The organism is Stenotrophomonas maltophilia group sp. vghtpe118, assembly GCF_052605195.1.
Map to the genome: position 1 here is coordinate 1899821 of NZ_CP199672.1, position 20966 is coordinate 1920786.

Consider the following 20966-nt stretch of genomic DNA (forward strand, 5'->3'; position numbering starts at 1 on the left):
GTGGGATCAGGGTTTGGCGGTGGGGACGCGCAGTTCCACCGTCAGCTCGCCCTCGTAGAGACCGGGGCGCTTGCTGGCGATAGGGGTGGGAGGTGTCAGCAATGTCAGCGGCGTGGGCACGCAATAGACCGGCTGGCTGATGCCGGGCAGCATGACCAGACGCAGTTCGGCGCTCTCGATGCCATGCAGCAGCTCTTCCACGCCATGCCGCATGCGGATATCGCGCCCGCCGTAGTTCAGGCTGACGTGGTAGTCCAGGCGCTGGCGGTCGTCGCTGCCACCATCGCGATGCCAGACCGCGAAGTCGCTGCCGGGTGGCGGGCGCGGCCCGCTGTCGCGCACGGTGACGCCAAGGAACTCGCTCTGCGAGCCGAGGCCGTCGTAGAGGCACATCTCCAGCTGCTTGCGGCCGCCTACCATCTGCTTGATGGGGTCGTAGCGCAGGTCCATGTTGACCAGCGGCGCAATGGTGTCGAAGGCCGGAAAGTAGATCGAGATCGCGTCGTAGTCGGTGACGGTGAATGCAAGATCGAAGACATAGGTCGCCAACAGCGGACCGCCACGGGTTTGACGCAATTGGAGTTCAATCCGCCCTGCCCACGCCCCTGCAACCAAGCGCTTCAGTTCAGAGCTCCGAATGGCAAGAGAGACACCTATTCCGCCGGATATCAGCGGTCGGCATACATCTGGTACAGATGACCAGATCGGATAGATCAGTGAGCCCCAGTGATCCGAAGAGCAGTTAGGGCCATTCAACGGCCTCTTGATGTAGCCGAGTGCATGAATCTCCGTGCGAAGTCCAGTTCGCTGATCAGTCATGTAAAACCAAACGGGGAGCGCATTGCCACGTGCTTCCGGATTTCCAATCACTGGACAGCGTCCGCGGGATGCATCGGTATCGGACAGGCAGACAAGGTGAGAAACTTCATAAGGGGAATCTGGACCTTCCTGAAAGGCCAACAATGTCATCGGCGACCAGAGCACGACTTCGGCTGGGACAGCTGATCGGTCCCAGCTTTCGGTGACTCGACGGGTCTCATCTGTCGGATGTATTTCCGGAAACTTCTGCGCCCACGCTCGTGGCGTCAGCACGGCCAGCGCGCACAGCAGCATCAACACGAACAACACACGCCGGCTCATGGCGTTCCTCCTGCAGCAGCGGTCTGGGGCGTGGCGGCGATCAGCGCGCGTTCCTGCAGCAGCCGGGTTACCCGGGCCTGCTGGCGGATCTCCGCCGGCAGCTGGGCCACGGCCAGCGGTTCGCAGTGCACGGCACCGACCAGCAGCACCACCTGGCGGCGCTCGCGCACCTGCAGCGGACAGTGCAGCAGGCGGTCGTCCTGCAGCAGGTAGAGCGTTGTCTCGCGACGCGGGAAGTCGGCGACGAAGCCGCCGTTGGCGCTGGTGCCGGGCACCGGCGCGTTGAGGATGCGGGCGCCGCCCAGCGGCGCGCCGGCAAGCGTGCGGGCGGTGCCGATGAAGGTGTAGGTCACTTCGATCGGCACCGGCATGCGCATCAGCCGCCCCGGGGCCAGGAACATCGGGCGCGCACCGCCTACGCCGCTCACGCGGATGGCGGCCATGCTGGCGTCGTTGCTGGCGTCCTGCAGTTCGGCACGGTGCGACTGGTAGGCGGTCAACGGCAGCAGCCGGCGCTCGCCGGTCTGCAACCGTTGCCGGCCCGCGCCGCTCACCTGCAGTTCGGCCGCCACGCCCTGCAGATCCAGGTCATCGGTGGCGGCTACCTGTACCGCCAGCCCGGCGTCGGCGCCGGTGCCTGCGCCCCAGTAGGCACCGCGCCGGCCCAGCGCGAAGGCCGAGCTGTGCGTGCCGCTGTAAGCGGTCTCGCTGCGGCCATGCTGCTGGTAGTACGCCACGGTGGCGCCGGTCTGTCCGTAGCGGTTCTGCAGCTGCCCGCCCAGCGATGCACTGTAGCGGTCGTTGTTGTTGGCGCGCAGCTCGGAGGTCAGCTCACGCAACTGCGCGTCCACCTCCTGGCGATAGCTCTGGCCGACGCTGTAGTTGATCTCCGGCCGCTGGTGCTGCGGCTGGCGCATGTCCACCGCGTAGCGGCGCTGGCCGTTGCCAACATGGCTGCGTTGCAGGCGGGTGAAGCTGACGTTGAGGTAGATGCCACGGTCGCGCGTGCGGGTGTCACGGGCACTGTCGTGGCTGTGCTGCTGCCACAGGCCCAGCCGCGTGGAGACGCTGAAATCCTGCCAACGATGGCTGCGGCTGAAGCTGGCCTGCCAGGTGCGGCTGAGCTGCGGCTCACGGTGCGGTTGCAGCGGTTGCGGCGGCAGGAACGGATCCAGTGGCGCCAACGGATCATCGTCACCGGGACGGCTCCAACCGGTGCGCCAGGTCTGGCGCCGGGTGTACCCCAGGTACGCCGTACCACCGGCGATCGGCAGCGAGACCGATCCGCTGAGCGAGTTGGTGCAGCCCAGGCGGTCCCGTGCATCGGCCTCGAACTGGCAGGCCTTGCCGCGCATGCGCTGCTGGTAGATGTTCCAGGAGGCCTTGCGCCGGTATGACAGCTGATGCTGCTGGCCGTGGCTGCCATCGCTGCCGCGCATGCCGCTGAACGTTGCGCGCATCTCCTGCGTGGCCAGCACGCGGCGCAGGTCGATCCGCAGTTCGCCATAGCTGTGCCCGCCCAGGTGGGCGACGCCCGCAGTGGCCGCCAGATCGCGAGCCAATGGCACGCGCGTGCCGGCCACCGTTACCTGCTCACCATCGAAGCGGTCGCTGCGGCGCTCGTTGCGGCGGCCACCCTGCACGAACCACTGCCATTGGCTGTCGGTCCAATCGCCGCCCTTGTCAAAGGGGGCCTCTTCGGTACGCACCAGCACGCCATCCTCGTAGATGCGCATGCGCACCAGGTAGCTGCCGAACGGGAAGTTGCGGGTATCGATCTGGTTGATGCCGGCCTGCAGGTAGTAGGTCTGCAGCAGGCGCTCGCCGTCGAACACGTCCACGCGCGCATCGCGGGCGAGCAGGACCGTCAGTGGCGAGGCCTGCACGGCAGCATCGCTGTCCACGTAAGCCTGGGTGGTGCCCACGCGGGCACCGTCGAAGCGGTCCAGCGGCAGCATGCTGAAACCGAAGGTGCCGCCCTGTGGACTGGACAGGTTGCGGCGGTCCATGCGCCCGGCCTGCAGGTAGTACTGCTGGCCCAGGTCATGGCGGTAATAGACGTTGTCGAATTCGAAATGCGCATCGCCACCGTTGCTGCGGTAGCGCTGCTGGGTGAAGTACCAGTCGGCGGACATATGGCCCCGCTGGAACAGGCCAAGGACGCCGGTGCCGCGCGCACTGAACGACTGGTAGTCGCGCCCACCGGTGAGGTTGAGCACCTGCTGGTGCAGGAAAGCGTTCTCGGCATTGCTGCTGAGCGCGTGGAAGCGTTCCGCGGCGGGCTCGCCACCGATCCACTGGCGAGCCACGAACAGGCGCACGGCGCCCTCGCCTTCGTCGTACAGCGCACGCGCGGCGGCAGGATCTTCCGGGGGATCCAGATAGCCGCAACCGGCCTCGGCGCCACCGAAGCGGCAGGCCAGGTGGCTGTTGCGTGGCAGCGGCTGCGACAGCGCCGGCAGCAGCGCGGCCTGCGCCTCGGCGGGCAGGTCCAGTGCCTGCAGCACGCGCGCGGGATCTTCCAGCTGCACATGCTCCAGGGTGACGCGCACCGGCGACAGCCCGGCCGAGCGGCCGAACAGCCGGATGTCGAGTTGTTCGGTCTGTCCTTCGACCAGATCTTCGAAACCGGGCGGGACGCCGCGCGCGGCCGCCAGCGGAGTGGACAACGCCAGGGCGAGCGCGACCGCCAGCCGGGTGACGGCGGGGGCGTGTGAGGTCATGGGGGTACCGCTGGAGAAGCGGCCGGCCCGGGAACCGGGCCGGCGCGGGGATTACGGCGAGGTCGCCTTCTGGTTCAGCACGACGTTGACGATGCCGCTGTAGCGACCCTTGGTGGTGATCGGGGCCGGGGTGGCCTGGGCGATGGTCAACGGCATCGAGATCGAGGCGCCCGGGGTCGAGCCGGCGCCGGTGAACAGGTCGACTGCCTTGTATTCGATGGCGGCGGCACCCAGTGCGCGATTGTTGAGGCTGATGGTCATCGGCACGGTGACGGTGCCGGTCTCATTTGCGAGGGCAAACGCACCGTCGATGCGTGCCTCGATATCCGCGGTGTCATCATTGGAGTGAATGCGCACGCGCTGCGTGTCCGGAATCAGGCCGCGCAGCGGATCGTGGGTCAGCGTGACCAGGTCCGGCAACGGGGTGCCGTCATCACGCAGCAGTGCCAGGGTCGGGTCGACGTCGGCATAGACGGAGATCTTGGTTTCCAGCGCGTGCGCGGACAGCGAAGCGGTGGCCAGCGCTGCCGCGAGCGCGGCCTTCTTGATGATGGCGTGCATGGTTGTCTCTCTCGGACAAAGGGGGAATATGAAAGCTCCCCTCCCCAAGGAGAAAAGGGAGGGAAGCATCGCCCGCGGGGATGGGTGCGGGCGACGGAGAGAATGTTAGAAATCCATTGCCATGCAGGCCATTCAAGCATTCCTAAAACGTTGAACGTTAAGGGGAATTCTTGAATTCGCTCAATGTTTGAGGGTTATGCAATTTCCCTCATCGGTTCAATGCAACAAACCTCATTGCATTGAATTGGTAGAGCCGAACCCACGCTCGGCTGCCGTTCGCTTCAACCTGCAGGCACGACGGTGACGTGATCGACATCGATGTCGGTGGGCTTGAAGCGATGCGTGTCGACCTTGCCACGCAGCTCGACCACGGTGTCGGCACCGATGGCCTGCGGCGGCAGGTCTTCGTCATCGATCTCGACCTCGATCTGGCCGCTGGCATCACGGAACTGGTAGCGCTCGTCACCGATCTTGGCGATGAGGGTGCCACGCAGCACCACCGGATGGTCATCGCGCTGCGCACGTGCGTCAGCGACGGTGCTGGCAGCGGCCCCTGCCCCCGGCCCCGTGTACTGCGCAAAGGCCTGCGGGCTCAGCAGGGCCAGCGGCGTGGCGATGAAAGCGATGGCGATCAGTCGGTTCATGGCGTTCTCCATACAGGGATCAGTACGCACAGGTTCTATCGCCTTCGACGTGATACCCATGCAATAGATCCGAAAAGATGTGAATGCGACATTCATTGTCAGAACGCGTTCAGATCCGGAAGCGGGCTCTTATCGTGCGGACCAACGTGCCGCAGTCGGCATCCGCCGAAGACGATCAGGACAAAAAAAACGCCCCGCGGATGCGGGGCGTTCTCAGCACAACCTGCTGCGGGCGATCAGCCCTGGTAGTCGCGCACGTCGCTGCCGGTGTAGACCTGGCGCGGACGGCCGATCTTCATTTCCGGATCGACCTGCTGTTCCAGCCAATGCGACACCCAGCCGGAAGTACGGCCCAGGGCGAACATGACGGTGAACATTTCGGTCGGGATCTGCAGCGCCTTGTAGATGATGCCGCTGTAGAAATCGACGTTCGGGTACAGCTTGCGGGCGACGAAGTACTCGTCCTGCAGCGCAGCCTGTTCCAGCTTCACGGCCACGTCCAGCAGCGGATCCTGCACGCCCAGCTGCTTGAGCACCTTGCTGGTCATCTCGCCGATGACCTTGGCGCGCGGGTCGAAGTTCTTGTAGACGCGGTGGCCGAAGCCCATCAGGCGGAAGCCGGAGGTCTTGTCCTTGGCCTTGACCACGGCGGACTCGACGTTGTCGGCGCTGCCGATCTCTTCGAGCATCTTCAGCACGGCTTCGTTGGCACCGCCGTGGGCCGGACCCCACAGCGCGGTGACGCCCGCAGCGACCGACGCGTACGGGTTGGCACCGGTCGAGCCGACCAGGCGCACGGTCGAGGTCGAGGCGTTCTGCTCGTGGTCGGCATGCAGGATGAACAGCAGGTCCAGTGCCTTCACCACGTCCGGGTTCAGGTCGTACTGGCCGTCAGCGGACTCGAAGGTCTGCTTCAGGAAGCGGCTGACGTAGTCCAGCGAGGTGTCCGGCTTGTTGGCCGGCAGGCCCTTGCCGTGGCGGTAGATCAGCGCCGACAGGGTCGGCACCTTGGCGATCAGGCGCACGGCGGCCTTGCGGCGCTGCTCGGCGTCGGACAGGTCCAGCGAGTCGTGGTAGATGGCCGACAGCTGCGCGATCGCGGCCGCCAGGATCGCCATCGGGTGGGCATCCTTGGCAAAGCTGCCGATCAGGGTGTTGATCGACTCATCGACGTTGGCTTCGGCGGTCAGCTCATCGGTGAAGGCCTTCAGCTGCTCGGCGCTCGGGCGCTCGCCGTTGATCAGCAGGTAGGCCACTTCGACGTAGCTCGACTTTTCCGACAGCTGTTCGATCGGGTAGCCGCGGTACAGCAGCACGCCCTTGTCGCCGTCGATGTAGGTGATGGCGGACTTGCAGCTGGCCGTCGCGGTGAAGCCGGAATCGTAGGTGAAGAAACCCGTTTCCTTGGTCAGCTTCGCGATGTCGACGCAGTCGTTGCCAAGGGTGGGTTTGATGACGGGCAGAACGACGGACTTATCGCCGGCGTTGAGCGTGACCTGATCAAGATCGGACACTGTGTGCGCTCCTTCATGGGAAGGCGCCTGCCCAAGCGCATTGGTCAGGCACGTGAATGACGTCCTCGGCCTGTGCCGGGGATCATGTCATTATCGCACAGCAGCATTTGTCGGGTGCTAGACGGAAGTCGTATACGACAGGCGGCCGGACACCGGCCGTTGAGCGGCCCGGATCGGCAAAAGCGTTGTCACACGAACGCAGTGTTCCGTCCATCCAAACGCCCGTTGGGTTGGCGTTGGGGAAAAACAAACGGCCGCGCAGAGCGCGGCCGTCGGTTCGAAGCTGGATCGACAGATCAGCGCGCGTAGCGCTTCTGGAACTTGTCGATACGGCCCGAGGTGTCGATGACCTTGTGCTTGCCCGTGTAGAACGGGTGCGAAGCCGAGGAAATTTCAACCTTGACCAGCGGGTATTCGTTGCCGTCTTCCCACTGGATGGTTTCCTTCGTCGCCATGGTGGAGCGGGTCAGGATCTTGAAATCGGAGGTGACGTCATGGAAGACGACGTCGCGGTAGTTCGGATGGATATCGGCCTTCATGGGCTCACACCGTAAATGGGCTGGTGGTCAAGAGCGGCATTATAAGCACCGGTTGCCGCTCGGGGCAACCGGTGCGGGGCAACGGACGTCAGTCCGCGCCCAGGGCCTGGCGCACCAGGGCCTCGAAACGCTGCTGGTCGTAGGCCATCAGCAGATCGCAGTTGTCCGGCTGGCCGGTCTGGCGGTTCCAGTCGACGATGGTGGCGCCGCGGCTGAACGTGCCATTCAGCTCGACGTTCAGCGGCCGCGACTCGACCTGCAGCTGCCCTTCCGGATTCAGCGCCCACGCCATGGCCACCGCATCGGCGGTATACCAGCGGCCGCCCTTGGCATCTTCCGACAGCGCGCGGGTCTTGCGCGAGATCAGTTCGTAGAAGCGGGCGCGATCGGAATCGGCCTGCAGCCATTTCTCGGCGTCCTCCAGCGGCAGGCCGTGGGCAACGGTGGCCTCCCAGTCCGACACCAGCAGGTGCTTGAACGAGGTGAACACCACGTGCGCGGCTTCCGGATCGAAGGCAATGTTGAATTCGGCTGCCGGGGTGATGTTGCCGTGGCAGGTGACCGCGCCGCCCATCACCACGATGCGCTTGATGCGCTGGGGCAGGGTCGGGTCCAGCTTCAGTGCCAGCGCCAGATTGGTCAGCGGGCCCAACATCACCAGCATCAGTTCGCCGGCGTGTTCGTGCGACAGGCGCAGGATGGCCAGGGCCGCGTGCTCGGCCTCGGCCTGGCGGCTCGGCGGCGGCAGGTCCACGTCGCCGTAGCCATCACGGCCATGCACGTGGGCAGCGTCAACGGAGGGATGCAGCAGCGGATCCGGGCTGCCGGCAAACACCGGTACGTCGGGGCGGCCGACGATGTCGCAGAGCTTGAGGGCGTTGCGGACGGTGTATTCGAGGCCGACATTGCCGGCGGCGATGGTCAGGGCGACCACGTCGTGCCGTTCATCGGCAAAGGCCATCAGCAGGGCCAAGGCGTCGTCCACACCGGGATCGGTGTCGATCAACAGGGGGATCTTGTGGGTCATTATTGCCGTCTTCAGATCGGCAACGAAGTGTGGACCGGGATGATGACCGTTGCAAGTACGGCGGTTGGGGTTCTGGCAGGGCTGCGCCCTGCACCCGCAGAGGCAGGAGCAACGGCAACGGCAAAAGCTGGTTTCCTGAGCGATGGCGGGGTGGGTCCGGTTGCGGGGGACGCTGCAAGTACGTCCATGTAAGCTCGGTCGCCGCATCCATGCGGCTCACGCCCCCGCAACCGGCCCCACCGCGCCTTCGACAGATCGCTACCGCTCTTGGTAGGTGTCGACCTTGGTCGACATATCCGCGAGATGATCGAAAAGGCTGTCTGTAGCGTCGAACCATGCTCGACTCCCGCGCGCAGCGCGAACGGCAGCCGAGCATGGGCTCGGCTCTACAGGGATCAGGCCGAGGCGTAACGCACCGCGGTGCCGATCCAGCGCTGCACCACGCGATCAGCCAGGGCCGGTTGCTGGGCCAACAGGCGCTCGGCCAATTCATGCACGCCGGGCAGCAGGCCAGCGTCGCGGGCCAGGTCGGCAATGCGGAAACCGGCCAGGCCGGTCTGGCGCGTCCCGAGCAGTTCGCCGGGGCCGCGCAGTTCCAGGTCCTTCTCGGCGATGACGAAACCATTGTTGGTCTCGCGCATGGTCTGCAGGCGCTCGCGCGCCATCTGCGAGAGCGGGGCCTGGTACAGCAGCACGCAGCGCGATACCGCCGAACCACGACCCACGCGGCCACGCAACTGGTGCAGCTGGGCCAGGCCGAGGCGCTCGGCGTTCTCGATCACCATCAGCGAGGCGTTCGGTACGTCCACGCCCACTTCGATCACGGTGGTCGCCACCAGCAGGTCGATCTCGCCGGCCTTGAACGCCACCATCGTCGCAAGCTTCTCGGCGGCCTTGAGGCGGCCATGCACCAGCCCGACGCGAACACCGGGCAGCAGCGCCTGCAGTGATTCGTAGGTGGCCTGCGCCGGGGTGGCATCCAGCTCTTCGCTTTCCTCGATGAGCGTACACACCCAGTACACCTGCCGCCCTTCCTGGCAGGCAAGTGCGATGCGCTCGATCAGCTCCGGGCGACGATCATTGTTGAGCGCGACCGTCTGCACCGGTGTACGTCCCGGCGGCAGTTCGTCGATCGCCGACACATCCAGGTCCGCGTACTCGGACATCGCCAGCGTGCGCGGAATCGGCGTGGCGGTCATCACCAGCTGGTGCGGCACGCTGTTGCCGCCCGCGCCCTTGTCGCGCAGGGCCAAGCGCTGGTGCACGCCGAAGCGGTGCTGCTCGTCGACGATGGCCAGCGCCAGGTCCTGGAACACCACCGCCTCCTGCATCAGCGCGTGGGTACCGACCACCACCTGTGCTTCGCCGTTGGCGACCTGCTCCATCACCTTGGCGCGCGCCTTGCCGGTGACCTTGCCGGCCAGCCAGGCGATGCGCACACCGAGCGGTTCCAGCCAGCCGCGCAGATTGTTGAGGTGCTGCTCGGCCAGCAGTTCGGTGGGTGCGGCCAACGCAACCTGTTTGCCCTGCTCCACCGCCAGCATGGCGGCCAGCGCGGCCACCACCGTCTTGCCGGAGCCGACGTCGCCCTGCACCAGCCGCAGCATCGGGCTGGGGCGCGCGAGGTCTTCACGGATCTGCTTGAACACGCGTGCCTGCGCGCCGGTCAGCGCGAACGGCAGCTGCTTCAGCAGCGCCTTGGCCAGCTTGCCAGGACCGGCCAACGGCGGCGCATGGTGTGCCTGCAAGGCAATGCGCTGGCGGCGCAGGCTGAGGTGATGGGCCAGCAGTTCTTCCATCGCCAGGCGACGCTGCGCCGGGTGGGTACCGGCGGCCAACGCGGCCAGATCGGCATCCGGCGGTGGCCGGTGCACGGTCAGCAGCGCGCTGCGCAGCGAAGGCAGGCCCAGGCCATCGAGCCAGCCGCTGGGCAGCAATTCCAGCGTGCTCTCCTCGGGCAGGCGGTCCAGCGCCTGGCCGATCAGCTTGCGCATGGTCATCGGGCCGACCCCTTCGACGGTGGGATACACCGGGTCGAGGCGGTCGCCGAGTTCGGGATCGTCGTTGCGGCCCAGCACCTGGTAGCTGGGATGGACGATTTCCAGGCCGAGGTGGCCGGGCTTGGGCGTGCCGAAGCAGCGCAGCCGGGTGCCGACCGCGAACTGCCCGACCTGCTGCTGGCGGAAGTGGAAAAAGCGCAGCACCAGGGTGCCCTGCCCTTCGTCTTCCACCGCCACTTTCAGCATCGGCCGGTAGCGCATGCCGCGCTCGACCGCGACCACCCGCCCTTCCACCTGCGCCGGCACGCCGTTGCGCAGGTCTTCGATGCGGGTCAGCCGGGTCCGGTCTTCATAGCGCAGCGGCAGGTGAAGCCAGAGATCCTGCAGGGTGGCCAGGCCACGCGCCTGCAGCTTGGCGGCCACGGCCGGACCGACGCCGGCGAGCATCGCCAGGGATGCTTCGCCGGACGGTGACAGGACCGGGGTGACCGCCGCCTTGCGTGCCACGTGGCGGTCAGTCGATGACCATCACCGCGTCGACCTCGAAGCTGGCGCCCTTCGGCAGGCCGGAGACTTCGATGGTGGAACGGGCCGGGTACGGGGCCTGGAAGTAGTCCTGCATGACCGCGTTGACCTTGGCGAACTCGCCCAGGTCGGTCAGGTACAGGCCCAGGCGCACGACCTTGTCCAGCGAACCACCTGCGGCTTCGGCCACGGCCTTGAGGTTGTCGAAGGCGCGGCGGGCCTGTGCTTCGACGTCACCGGCGCCGACGATGTCGCCGGTGGCCGGGTCGAGCGGGATCTGGCCGGAGAAATACACGGTGTTGCCGGCGCGCACGGCCTGCGAGTACGGGCCGATGGCGGCGGGAGCCTTTTCGGTGTTGATGATCTGGCGGGACATGGGTCGCTCCGGTGCTTGGGGGAAAACAGAGCGGTGATTGTACCGGCTGGGGGTGCATCCACGCATGGCGTGGATCTACCGCAGTCCGGGCATGTGATGCGCCGCCTGTAGAGCCGAGCCCATGCTCGGCTGCTTCAGGCAAGAGCAGCCGAGCATGGGCTCGGCTCTACAAAATCCACCACGCATGGGGTGGGGTTATTGGCGGCGTACCGATTGCACGACCGACAGGCGGCGCAGGCGGCGCATCACTTCGGCCAGGTGGTTGCGGTCGCGCACCTGGATGTTGAACGCCAGCACGGCGGCGTTGAAGTCGCGGTCCAGGTAGTCCACGCGTTCGATGTTGGAATGGCTCTGTGCGATGGCGGCGGCCAGCTGCGCCAGCACGCCGGTGCCGTTCTCCACTTCCACCACCAGCGAGGTGTCGTAGTCGCCGGAGACGGTGGTGTCCCAGCCGATCGGCACCCAGCGCTCGGGCGACTTGCGCAGCTCGGCCAGGTTCGGGCAGTCCATGCGGTGCACCACGATGCCCTTGCCGGCGGTGTGGTAGCCCATGATCTCGTCGCCGGGTATCGGCTGACAGCAGCCGGCGAAGGTCACCACGCCACGCTCGCTGCCGTTGATCAGGATCTTCTCCTGCGAGTGGTGGCGCGAATGCGGGCCGCCACGCAGTTCGGCGTAGGCCATCAGCGCCTGCGCGGCCTGGGTCGGCATCCAGTTGCCCAGTGCGACCTCGGCCAGCAGCGCTTCCAGGCGCGGGAAGCGGTGTTCGGCCAGGAACGCGTCCAGGCGGCCTTTCGGCAGGCGCTCCAGCGACGAGTCCATCGCTTCCAGCGCGCGGTCGAGCATGCGATGGCCGAGCTGCACGGCATCTTCGTGCTCCAGCTGCTTGAGCTGGTGGCGGATGGCGGTGCGTGCCTTGCTGGTCACCACGAATTCCAGCCACTGCGGTTTCGGCGTGGCCGAGCGCGCGGTGATGATCTCCACCGACTGGCCCGACACCAGCTTGGTGCGCAGCGGCACCAGTTTCTTGTCCACGCGCGAGGCCACCGCCATGTTGCCCACGTCGGTATGCACGGCGTAGGCAAAATCAAGCGCGGTGGAGTTGCGCGGCAGGGCCAGGATCTTGCCCTTCGGGGTGAACAGGTAGACCTCGTCCGGGAACAGGTCGACCTTGACGTTGTCGAGGAATTCCAGCGAGGAACCGGCGGCGCGCTGCGAGTCGATCAGCTCGACGATCCAGGCGTGGGCACGGCTCTGTGCGCTGTTGGGCGAATCACCACCGAACTTGTAGGTCCAGTGCGCGGCCACGCCGCGTTCGGCGATCAGGTCCATTTCCTCGGTGCGGATCTGCACCTCGATCGGCGAGCCATACGGCCCGAACAGCACGGTATGCAGCGACTGGTAACCGTTGGCCTTGGGAATGGCGATGAAATCGCGGAAGCGCCCATCCAGCGGCTTGAAGGTGGCGTGCACCGAGCCCAGCGCGTGGTAGCAGCTGGGCACGCTGCGCACGACCAGGCGGAAGCCGAACACATCCATCACCTGGTCGAAGGATTTGTTCTCGTCGCGCATCTTGTTGTAGATGCTCCACGGGGTCTTGATGCGGCTGATCAGCCGATGCTCGATCCCCTCCTTGGCCAGTCGCTGCGACAGCTGCACTTCCACCTGCGCCATAGCTTCGCGGCGCACCACCGGCTGGCTGCGGATGTGTTTTTCGATGATGGCGTGGCGCCATGGGTAGAGCGCCTTGAACCCCAGGTTCTGCAGCTCGCTCTTGACCAGGCTCATGCCCAGGCGCTGGGCGATGGGCGCGTAGATCTCCAGCGTCTCGCGGGCGATGCGGCCACGCGCTTCGCGGCTCTGCGCGCCCAGCGTGCGCATGTTGTGCAGGCGGTCGGCCAGCTTGATCATGATCACGCGCAGGTCGCGCGACATCGCCAGCAGCATCTTGCGGAAGCTCTCGGCGGCCGCCTCCTGGCGGTCACGGAACTTCAGCTTGTCCAGCTTGGTGACACCGTCGACCAGTTCGGCCACGGCTTCGCCGAACTCGGCGGCCAGCGCCTCGCGGGTCAGCGGGGTGTCTTCGATGGTGTCGTGCAGGATCGCGGCGATCAGCGCTTCCACGTCCAGGCCGAGTTCGGCCAGCACCTGGGCAACGGCCACCGGATGGGTGATATAGGGCTCGCCCGACTTGCGCGTCTGCCCAGCGTGTGCGGAGGCCCCGACTTCCCAGGCACGGCGCAACAGCGGCAGCTGTTCCGGCGGCAGGTAATGGGCGGCGCGTTCAAGCTGGAGGACGTAGTCGGGTACGGCGGCAGCGGGGGCTGCGGCGACCTTGGCAGTGGGGCCTGGGTTCATGCCCGAAGCCTATTCCAGCGCGACGTTTACGGCAAATCCTGAATGCGAAACAGCCCGCACGGGGCGGGCTGTTCGGTGTATCCAACGATTACGTTGATCGATGCGATCAATCGTCGTTCTTGGACATGTCTTCGTCGGCGACCACTTCGGCGGCAGCCCACTCCAGCGCTTCGCGCTCGGCGCGCTCACGCTCGGCCTTCTCGACTTCGTCGATCAGGGCGTTGTCGATCTTGCGGGCGGCGATTTCGCGCAGCGCCAGCACGGTCGGCTTGTCCTCGGTCTCGCTGTTGTCCAGCGTGGCCTGCACGCCGTTGGCGAGCTGGCGGGCACGCTTGGACGCCATCATGACCAGTTCGAAACGGTTGTTAACGACTTCCAGGCAATCTTCTACGGTGATGCGGGCCATACGGGCTCCCGGCGACCGGTCGGCCGCTCAGTCGAATGAGGGAAAGGGGACGGAGTGTACTGGCAGGGGCTGGACAAAATCAAGCCAACCCCTACCCGATTCTTTTGGAATCAGTCAGTTGCACCCGGATCGGGGGTCAGCAGCGCCTGGATCAGGCCGGCGTGGCGGACCTTCTGGGCCTCCCGGCGCAGGCGGCTGGCAGTGAAGATGGCGCACAGCTCGTCCACGGCAGTGTCGAACACCTCGTTGACGATGACGTAGTCGAACTCGTTGAAGTGCAGCATTTCATCGCGGGCTGCCCCGAGCCGCTGGGCGATGACCGCTTCGCTGTCCTGGCCGCGCTTGCGCATGCGGTCCTGCAGGGCCTGCTTGGACGGCGGCAGGATGAACACGGTGACCGTGCCCGGCACCAGCTGCCGCACCTGCTGCGCGCCCTGCCAGTCGATCTCCAGCAGCACGTCCTGGCCGGCGGCCAACTGCGGTTCCACCGACTGCCGGGCCGTACCCTTCCAGTCGCCGTGCACCCAGGCGTGTTCGAAGAAGTCGCCCGCGGCGATCATCTGCTCGAACTTCTCGGCACTGACGAAGTGGTAGTGCTGGCCGTTCACCTCACCGGGGCGCATCGCGCGCGAGGTGAAGGAAATCGACAGGGCGATCTGCGGGTCACGCGCCAGGGTGGCATTGACGATGCTGCTCTTGCCGGCGCCGGAGGGGGCGGCCACGATGTACAGCGTGCCGCGCGCAACGGCGTCCGACGGCTTCGACGGGGCGCTCATGCGCGGAACCCAATTGGTTGATTTCGCAAAATTTTTCCTCGGTGTTCCAGGTCCGGCGCGGAGGATCGCGCCAGGACGGCGGGGGCTGCGCGGAACATCCTGGAACCAGGCCCGGCAGACGCTTCCCCAGGGGGCGGGCACGCAACTTTACCAGAGCAGGCCCTTTCCGGGCCCGTCCGGCAGGCGCCGCGCCTTGTGCCACATGGGCATCCGGAGGCCTGTGCTATAACCGGCCCGTACCCAACGACAGCCCGGAGGCCTGCGCCTCCCCGCCATCCCAGGAGAACGGCATGCCATCGATGAGCCGCCGCCAGTTCCTGAAAGTGACCGGGACAACCCTGGTCGGCTCCAGCCTGGCACTGATGGGCTTCGCGCCCGGCATCGCGCTCGCGGAGGTCAGGCAATACAAGCTGACCCGCGCGACCGAGACCCGCAACACCTGTACCTACTGTTCGGTGGCCTGCGGCATCCTGATGTACAGCCTCGGCGATGGCGCCAAGAACGCCGAGCCGAGCATCTTCCACATCGAGGGCGACCCGGACCATCCGGTCAACCGCGGCACGCTGTGCCCGAAGGGTGCCGGCCTGGCCGACATCATCCACAGCAAGTCGCGCCTGCTCTACCCCGAGTACCGCGCGCCGGGCTCGAACGAGTGGAAGCGGCTGAGCTGGGACGATGCGCTGGACCGCATCGCGCGGCTGATGAAGGAAGACCGCGATGCCAACTTCGTGCAGAAGAACGAAGCCGGGCAGACGGTCAACCGCTGGCTGACCACCGGCATGCTGGCGGCCTCGGCCACCAGCAATGAAACCGCGGTACTGACCCACAAGGTCGTCCGCTCCCTTGGCATGCTGGCATTCGACAACCAGGCACGTGTCTGACACGGCCCGACGGTGGCAGGTCTTGCCCCGACGCTAGGCCGTGGTGCGATGACGAATCACTGGGTCGACATCAAGAATGCCGACCTGATCCTGATCATGGGTGGCAATGCCGCCGAGGCGCATCCGTGCGGGTTCAAATGGGTGACCGAGGCCAAGGCGCACAACAAGGCCCGGCTGATCGTGGTCGATCCGCGCTTCAACCGCTCGGCCGCGGTGGCCGATGTGTACGCGCCGATCCGCACCGGTACCGACATCGTGTTCCTGGGCGGCCTGATCAACTACCTGCTGACCGAGGACCGCATCCAGCACGAGTACGTGCTGAACTACACCGACATGTCGTTCCTGGTGAAGGACGAGTTCGCCTTCAAGGACGGCCTGTATTCGGGCTACAACGAAGAGAAGCGCAGCTACGACCGTTCCAGCTGGGACTACGCCTACGGTGACGATGGCTTCGTGCGCAGCGACCCGACGCTGAAGGACCCGCGCTGCGTCTACAACCTGCTGAAACAACACTACGCGCGTTACACCGTGGAGATGGTCGAGCGCATCTGCGGCACGCCGGCCGACAGCATCCGCCAGGTGTGGGACATGATCGCGTCCACCGCCGGCAAGGACAAGGCGATGACCATCCTGTACGCGCTGGGCTGGACGCAGCACTCGATCGGCGCGCAGAACGTGCGTGCCGGCACCATGGTGCAGCTGCTGCTGGGCAACATCGGCGTGGCCGGTGGTGGCATGAACGCGCTGCGCGGGCACTCCAACATCCAGGGCCTGACCGACATCGGCCTGATGTCCGACCTGCTGCCCGGCTACCTGACGCTGCCGAAACAGGATGAGCAGGACTACGAGGCCTACATCGCCAAGCGCACGCAGAAGCCCCTGCGCGCCAACCAGATGTCGTTCTGGCAGAACTACCCGAAGTTCCACGTCAGTCTGATGAAATCGTGGTGGGGCGATGCTGCCACCGCCGACAACAACTGGTGCTTCGATTACCTGCCCAAGCTCGACAAGCCGTACGACATGCTGCAGGCGTACGAGCTGATGAACGAGGGCAAGATCCACGGCTACATCTGCCAGGGCTTCAACCCACTGGCTTCGGCGCCGAACAAGGGCAAGCTGATCAGCGCGTTCTCCAAGCTGAAGTTCATGGTCAGCATGGATCCGCTGGAAACCGAGACCATCGCCTTCTGGCAGAACCACGGCGCACTGAACGACGTCGACCCGAGCACGATCCAGACCGAAGTGTTCCGCCTGCCCACCACCTCCTTCGCCGAGGAGAACGGCGCGGTGGTCAACTCATCGCGCTGGCTGCAGTGGCACTGGAAGGGGGCCAACCCGCCGGGCGAAGCGCGCAGCGACATCGAGATCATGTCCGAGCTGTTCCATCGCATCAAAGCGATGTACGAGAAGGATGGCGGTGCGTGGTGGGAGCCGGTGCGCGACCTGGCCTGGAAGTACGCCAACCCGGAGCTGCCGACGCCGGAAGAACTGGCGATGGAATACAACGGCAAGGCGCTCGTGGACGTGTTCGATCCGAAGGACCCGACCAGGCTGGTGCGCAAGGCCGGCGAGCAGCTGGCCGCGTTTGGCGACCTGCGCGACGACGGCAGCACCGCCTCCGGCTGCTGGATCTACATCGGCGCCTGGGGTCCGACCGGCAACATGATGGCGCGGCGTGACAACAGTGACCCGACCGGCATCGGCAACACGCTGGGCTGGGCCTGGGCGTGGCCAGCCAACCGCCGCGTGATGTACAACCGCGCCTCGTGCGACGTGGCTGGCCAACCGTTCGATCCGCGCCGCACGCTGCTGGCCTGGAACGGCAAGAACTGGGGCAACGTGGACGTGCCGGACTTCAAGGCCGACGAAGATCCCGCCGGCGGGATGGGCCCGTTCATCATGAACCCGGAAGGCATCGCCCGCTTCTTCGCCAAGGCCGGCATGGCCGAGGGACCGTTCCCGGAGCACTACGAACCGTTCGATACCCCGCTGCGCAGCAACCCCCTCAGCCCCGGCCAGGCGTTGACGCTGAACAACCCCGCGGCACGCGTGTTCGCCAGCGACCGTGCACAGATCGGTTCGCCGGACGAGTTCCCGCATGTGGCCACCACCTACCGCCTGACCGAGCATTTCCACTTCTGGACCAAGCACGGCAAGTTGAACGCCATCATCCAGCCCGAGCAGTTCGTCGAGATCGGCGCGGCATTGGCCGACGAGCTGGGCATCACCAACGGCAGCCGCGTGCGGGTGAGTTCCAAGCGTGGCCATATCGAAGCCGTTGCGATGGTGACCAAGCGGATCAAGGCTCTGCAGATCGATGGAAAGACCGTGCACCAGGTGGGCGTGCCGATCCACTGGGGCTTCCTCGGTGCGGCCAAGCCCGGATATATCGCCAATACGCTGACCAATGCCATCGGTGACGGCAACTCGCAGACGCCCGAATCGAAGTGCATCCTGGTCAAGGTCGAGAAGGTGTAGGAGAAACGCCATGTCACTGCAATCGCTGGACATCATCCGCCGCTCGGCCACCACCACGCCCTCACCGGAGGCGCGCGGTGCGCACACCGGCCAGGTCGCCAAGCTGATCGATGTGAGCAAGTGCATCGGCTGCAAGGCCTGCCAGGTCGCCTGCATGGAGTGGAACGACCTGCGCGACGAAGTGGGCAGCTGCGTTGGCAGCTATGACAACCCGCCCGATCTGAGCGAACAGTCGTGGACGGTGATGAAGTTCCGCGAGTACGAGGACGAGAAGGGCAAGCTGGAGTGGCTGATCCGCAAGGAGGGCTGCATGCACTGCAGCGACCCGGGCTGCCTGAAGGCCTGCCCGTCGCCCGGCGCGATCATCCAGTATGCCAACGGCATCGTCGACTTCCAGGAAGAGAACTGCATCGGCTGCGGCTACTGCGTGACCGGCTGCCCGTTCGACGTACCGCGCATCTCCAAGAAGGACCACAAGGCCTACAAGTGCACGCTGTGCTCGGACCGGGTGGCGGTCGGCCAGGAGCCGGCCTGTGTGAAGACCTGCCCGACCGGGGCGATCACCTTCGGCAGCAAACAGGCGATGACCGAGCATGCCGCCGGACGCGTGGAAGACCTGAAATCACGGGGTTACGAGAACGCCGGGTTGTACGACCCGCAGGGCGTCGGCGGTACCCATGTGATGTACGTGCTGCAGCACGTGGACAAGCCCGAGCTCTACGCCGACCTGCCCAAGGACCCCCGCATCAGCCCGATGGTGGAAGTCTGGAAGGGCGTAGCCAAGCCGCTGGGCGTGCTGGCGATCGCCGCCACGGCCTTTGCTGGGTTCCTGCATTACATCGGCATCGGCCGCAACACGGTCAATGACGAGGAAGAAGAAGAAGCCGAGCACGAGGCGAAGAAGATCGAAGAGGAGCAGCGGCCATGAAGTACGCCCCGCACCCGCGGCAGATCGTCCGCTACCGCGCGCCGACCCGCATCAATCACTGGATCGTGGCGATCTGCTTCGTGCTGACCGCGCTGTCCGGGCTGGCGTTGTTCCACCCTGCCCTGTTCCCGTTGACCCAGCTGTTCGGTGGCGGCCCGTGGACGCGCATCCTGCATCCGTTCATCGGCCTGGCCATGGTGGTGGGCTTTGCGCTGCTGGCGTTGCGCATGTGGCGCGACAACCTGCCGACCGCCGATGACCGCGCGTGGATGCGTGGCATGCGCGATGTACTGCGCAACGAGGATGAAAAGCTGCCGCCGGTCGGTCGCTTCAATGCCGGCCAGAAGCTGCTGTTCTGGGCCATCATCGGCTGCCTGTCGGCACTGCTGCTGACCGGCTTCGTGATCTGGCGGCAGTATTTCAGTCATTTCTTCCCGATCGGAGTGATCCGCTTCTCGGTGCTGGCCCATGCGCTGTTCGGCTGGGTGCTGGTCTGCGCGATCGTGGTGCACATCTATGCGGCGCTCTGGATCAAGGGATCGGTGCGGGCGATGACCCAGGGCAAGGTGACCTATGGGTGGGCGTACAAGCATCACCGTCAGTGGTTCCGCGACATCCTGCGCGGGCGCCGGGAACAGGGGTAGCGGCAGGGCCTGCGGCCCTGCACCCGCAGAATCAACGTCAAGAGCGGGCCTTCTGAGGGGTGGCGGGGTGGGCCCGGTTGCGGGGGACGCTGCAAGTACCCCTCCGGGGCCCGGCCCAGCCGCTGGCGGCTGTGCGTTCGGGCGCTTGCGAAGCAGTGCTTCGCAAGCAAAGCGCCCTCACCCATGTAAGCTCGGTCGCCGCATGCGGCTCACGCCCCCGCAACCGACCCCACCCCGCCTTCGACAGTTGGCCGCGATCTGTCGGTGGGTGCCGACCGTTGGTCGGCACTGATCGAATCCCGACCAACGCTCGGGATCCACTTTCAACAACCGATGGGGTCAGATCCGTTTTTCTTTGGAAAACGGATCTGACCCCAACCATTTCAGATGGCCGGCAACACGCTGGACGCCAGCGCCGACAACAGCGACGATGGAGCCTGGTTCTTCTGGCTGGCCCTGCATGGCGCAACGCATCCTTGAACCCGGTGAGATCGAGACGCTCGCCTCGCGCGATGTGCCGCGCATCATCCTGCCTGATACCGAGTCACTGTTTGCTACGCGCGCGGCACGCCTGCGCAGCCTCGCCGCGCACAGTGCCATCGGCGGCTACCTGCAGCTGCTGGCGGCGCTGGCCGATGCACAGCAGGCGCTGCTGGAGGATCTGACACCGCAGCAACGCGAGGACCTGCAGGCACAGGCGCGTGCACAGCAGTCGAGCGCGGCGGCCGGCGCCGGCATGCCATTGCGGCCGGCCAACTCGCTGCAACTGGATGGGCGCTGGCGCGACTGGCTGCGCACGCTGTGCCAGCACTGTGCCGACGAAACGGGCCTACCGGTGGAAACCCGGCAGGAGCTGCAACGCGTCGCGGCTGCTGATGATGCGTGGCTGGATGCACAGGCGCATGCGGTGCTGGAACGCGATGACGCGCCCTCGGTCGACGCCGTCGCTGCGCTGCTGGTGATGAACGCGCTGCAGGTGTACTGGGCGGTGCTCGCCGCCAGCTTCCATCCGACCGACCTGAAGCCGCTGGCCGATGCACCAGGGCTGTGCCCGCTCTGTGGCACGCTGCCGGTGGCCAGCGTGGTGCAGGCGCGCCCGCCCTACGCCGCCTATCGCTACCTGTCGTGCTCGCTGTGTGCCTGCCAGTGGCATTACGTGCGCGTGCAGTGCAGCCAGTGCGGCGCCGCAGGCAAGGACATTGCCTATCGCGCCCTGGCCGATGTGGACGGTGACCGCGGCGAGGCGGTGCGCGAGAGTGCGGTGCGCGCCGAGACCTGCGACCACTGCCACAGCTATCGCAAGATCCTGTACCTGGAGAAAGATCCGTCACTGGAGCCGGTGGCCGATGACCTCGGCACGCTGGCGCTGGACCTGCTGCTGGCCGAGGAAGGCTATGCGCGCGCCAGCCAGAACCCGCTGCTGTGGCAATCCGACGGCGACTGACC

General features: G+C 66.0%; 16 protein-coding genes. 4 read left to right on the forward strand and 12 right to left on the reverse strand.

Features of this window, described 5'->3' with window-relative positions; genetic code table 11:
- Positions 1-6: 6 nt before the first annotated feature.
- The 12 genes from ACUDTM_RS08760 to gmk all read right to left on the reverse strand — a co-directional run bounded on the left by ACUDTM_RS08760 (position 7) and on the right by gmk (position 14589).
- Complete coding sequence (locus ACUDTM_RS08760) at positions 7-1140, reverse strand: CfaE/CblD family pilus tip adhesin (protein ID WP_353080570.1); 1134 nt, start codon at positions 1138-1140, stop codon at positions 7-9.
- Positions 1137-3863 carry a TcfC E-set like domain-containing protein gene (locus ACUDTM_RS08765; protein ID WP_445391271.1) on the reverse strand — a complete coding sequence of 909 codons (2727 nt, stop codon included), beginning with the start codon at positions 3861-3863 and terminating at the stop codon, positions 1137-1139. The genes ACUDTM_RS08760 and ACUDTM_RS08765 overlap by 4 nt, the downstream gene beginning before the upstream one ends.
- A 51-nt stretch (positions 3864-3914) precedes the next feature.
- Positions 3915-4424, reverse strand: coding sequence for a CS1 type fimbrial major subunit (locus ACUDTM_RS08770; RefSeq protein ID WP_088497523.1), 510 nt, complete (start codon positions 4422-4424; stop codon positions 3915-3917).
- Positions 4425-4705: 281 nt separating this feature from the next.
- Positions 4706-5068 (reverse strand): NirD/YgiW/YdeI family stress tolerance protein, encoded by a 363-nt coding sequence (locus tag ACUDTM_RS08775; protein ID WP_111007626.1) that lies wholly within the window; start codon positions 5066-5068, stop codon positions 4706-4708.
- A 236-nt stretch (positions 5069-5304) separates the two neighbouring features.
- Positions 5305-6582: a citrate synthase gene (locus ACUDTM_RS08780; protein ID WP_061480588.1), complete on the reverse strand. Its 1278-nt coding sequence runs from the start codon at positions 6580-6582 to the stop codon at positions 5305-5307.
- 296 nt (positions 6583-6878) lie between these two features.
- A complete protein-coding gene (locus tag ACUDTM_RS08785; protein WP_005410871.1) occupies positions 6879-7121 on the reverse strand; it encodes a type B 50S ribosomal protein L31 in 243 nt (80 codons plus the stop codon).
- 88 nt (positions 7122-7209) lie between these two features.
- Positions 7210-8148 (reverse strand): nucleoside hydrolase, encoded by a 939-nt coding sequence (locus tag ACUDTM_RS08790; RefSeq protein ID WP_005418952.1) that lies wholly within the window; start codon positions 8146-8148, stop codon positions 7210-7212.
- 395 nt (positions 8149-8543) lie between these two features.
- Complete coding sequence (recG, locus tag ACUDTM_RS08795; protein ID WP_445391272.1) at positions 8544-10655, reverse strand: ATP-dependent DNA helicase RecG; 2112 nt, start codon at positions 10653-10655, stop codon at positions 8544-8546.
- Between the two features lie 7 nt (positions 10656-10662).
- Positions 10663-11049, reverse strand: coding sequence for a RidA family protein (locus ACUDTM_RS08800; protein ID WP_005418954.1), 387 nt, complete (start codon positions 11047-11049; stop codon positions 10663-10665).
- Positions 11050-11244: 195 nt separating this feature from the next.
- On the reverse strand, positions 11245-13407 hold the full coding sequence (locus ACUDTM_RS08805; RefSeq protein WP_005410876.1) for a RelA/SpoT family protein: 2163 nt from the start codon (positions 13405-13407) through the stop codon (positions 11245-11247).
- A gap of 106 nt (positions 13408-13513) precedes the next feature.
- A complete protein-coding gene (rpoZ, locus tag ACUDTM_RS08810; RefSeq protein WP_005410877.1) occupies positions 13514-13813 on the reverse strand; it encodes a DNA-directed RNA polymerase subunit omega in 300 nt (99 codons plus the stop codon).
- A 110-nt stretch (positions 13814-13923) separates the two neighbouring features.
- Complete coding sequence (gene gmk, locus ACUDTM_RS08815) at positions 13924-14589, reverse strand: guanylate kinase (protein WP_005410878.1); 666 nt, start codon at positions 14587-14589, stop codon at positions 13924-13926.
- A 290-nt stretch (positions 14590-14879) separates the two neighbouring features.
- Here gmk and fdnG point away from each other — a divergent pair, with 290 nt between their 5' ends.
- The 4 genes from fdnG to fdhE all read left to right on the forward strand — a co-directional run bounded on the left by fdnG (position 14880) and on the right by fdhE (position 20964).
- A complete protein-coding gene (gene fdnG, locus ACUDTM_RS08820; protein WP_141653593.1) occupies positions 14880-17948 on the forward strand; it encodes a formate dehydrogenase-N subunit alpha in 3069 nt (1022 codons plus the stop codon).
- 10 nt (positions 17949-17958) lie between these two features.
- A complete protein-coding gene (gene fdxH / locus ACUDTM_RS08825; RefSeq protein ID WP_012481154.1) occupies positions 17959-18876 on the forward strand; it encodes a formate dehydrogenase subunit beta in 918 nt (305 codons plus the stop codon).
- On the forward strand, positions 18873-19520 hold the full coding sequence (locus tag ACUDTM_RS08830; protein ID WP_061480581.1) for a formate dehydrogenase subunit gamma: 648 nt from the start codon (positions 18873-18875) through the stop codon (positions 19518-19520). Before fdxH ends, ACUDTM_RS08830 begins: the two co-directional genes overlap by 4 nt.
- Before the next feature lie 460 nt (positions 19521-19980).
- Positions 19981-20964: a formate dehydrogenase accessory protein FdhE gene (gene fdhE / locus ACUDTM_RS08835; protein ID WP_088497265.1), complete on the forward strand. Its 984-nt coding sequence runs from the start codon at positions 19981-19983 to the stop codon at positions 20962-20964.
- Positions 20965-20966: the final 2 nt, after the last annotated feature.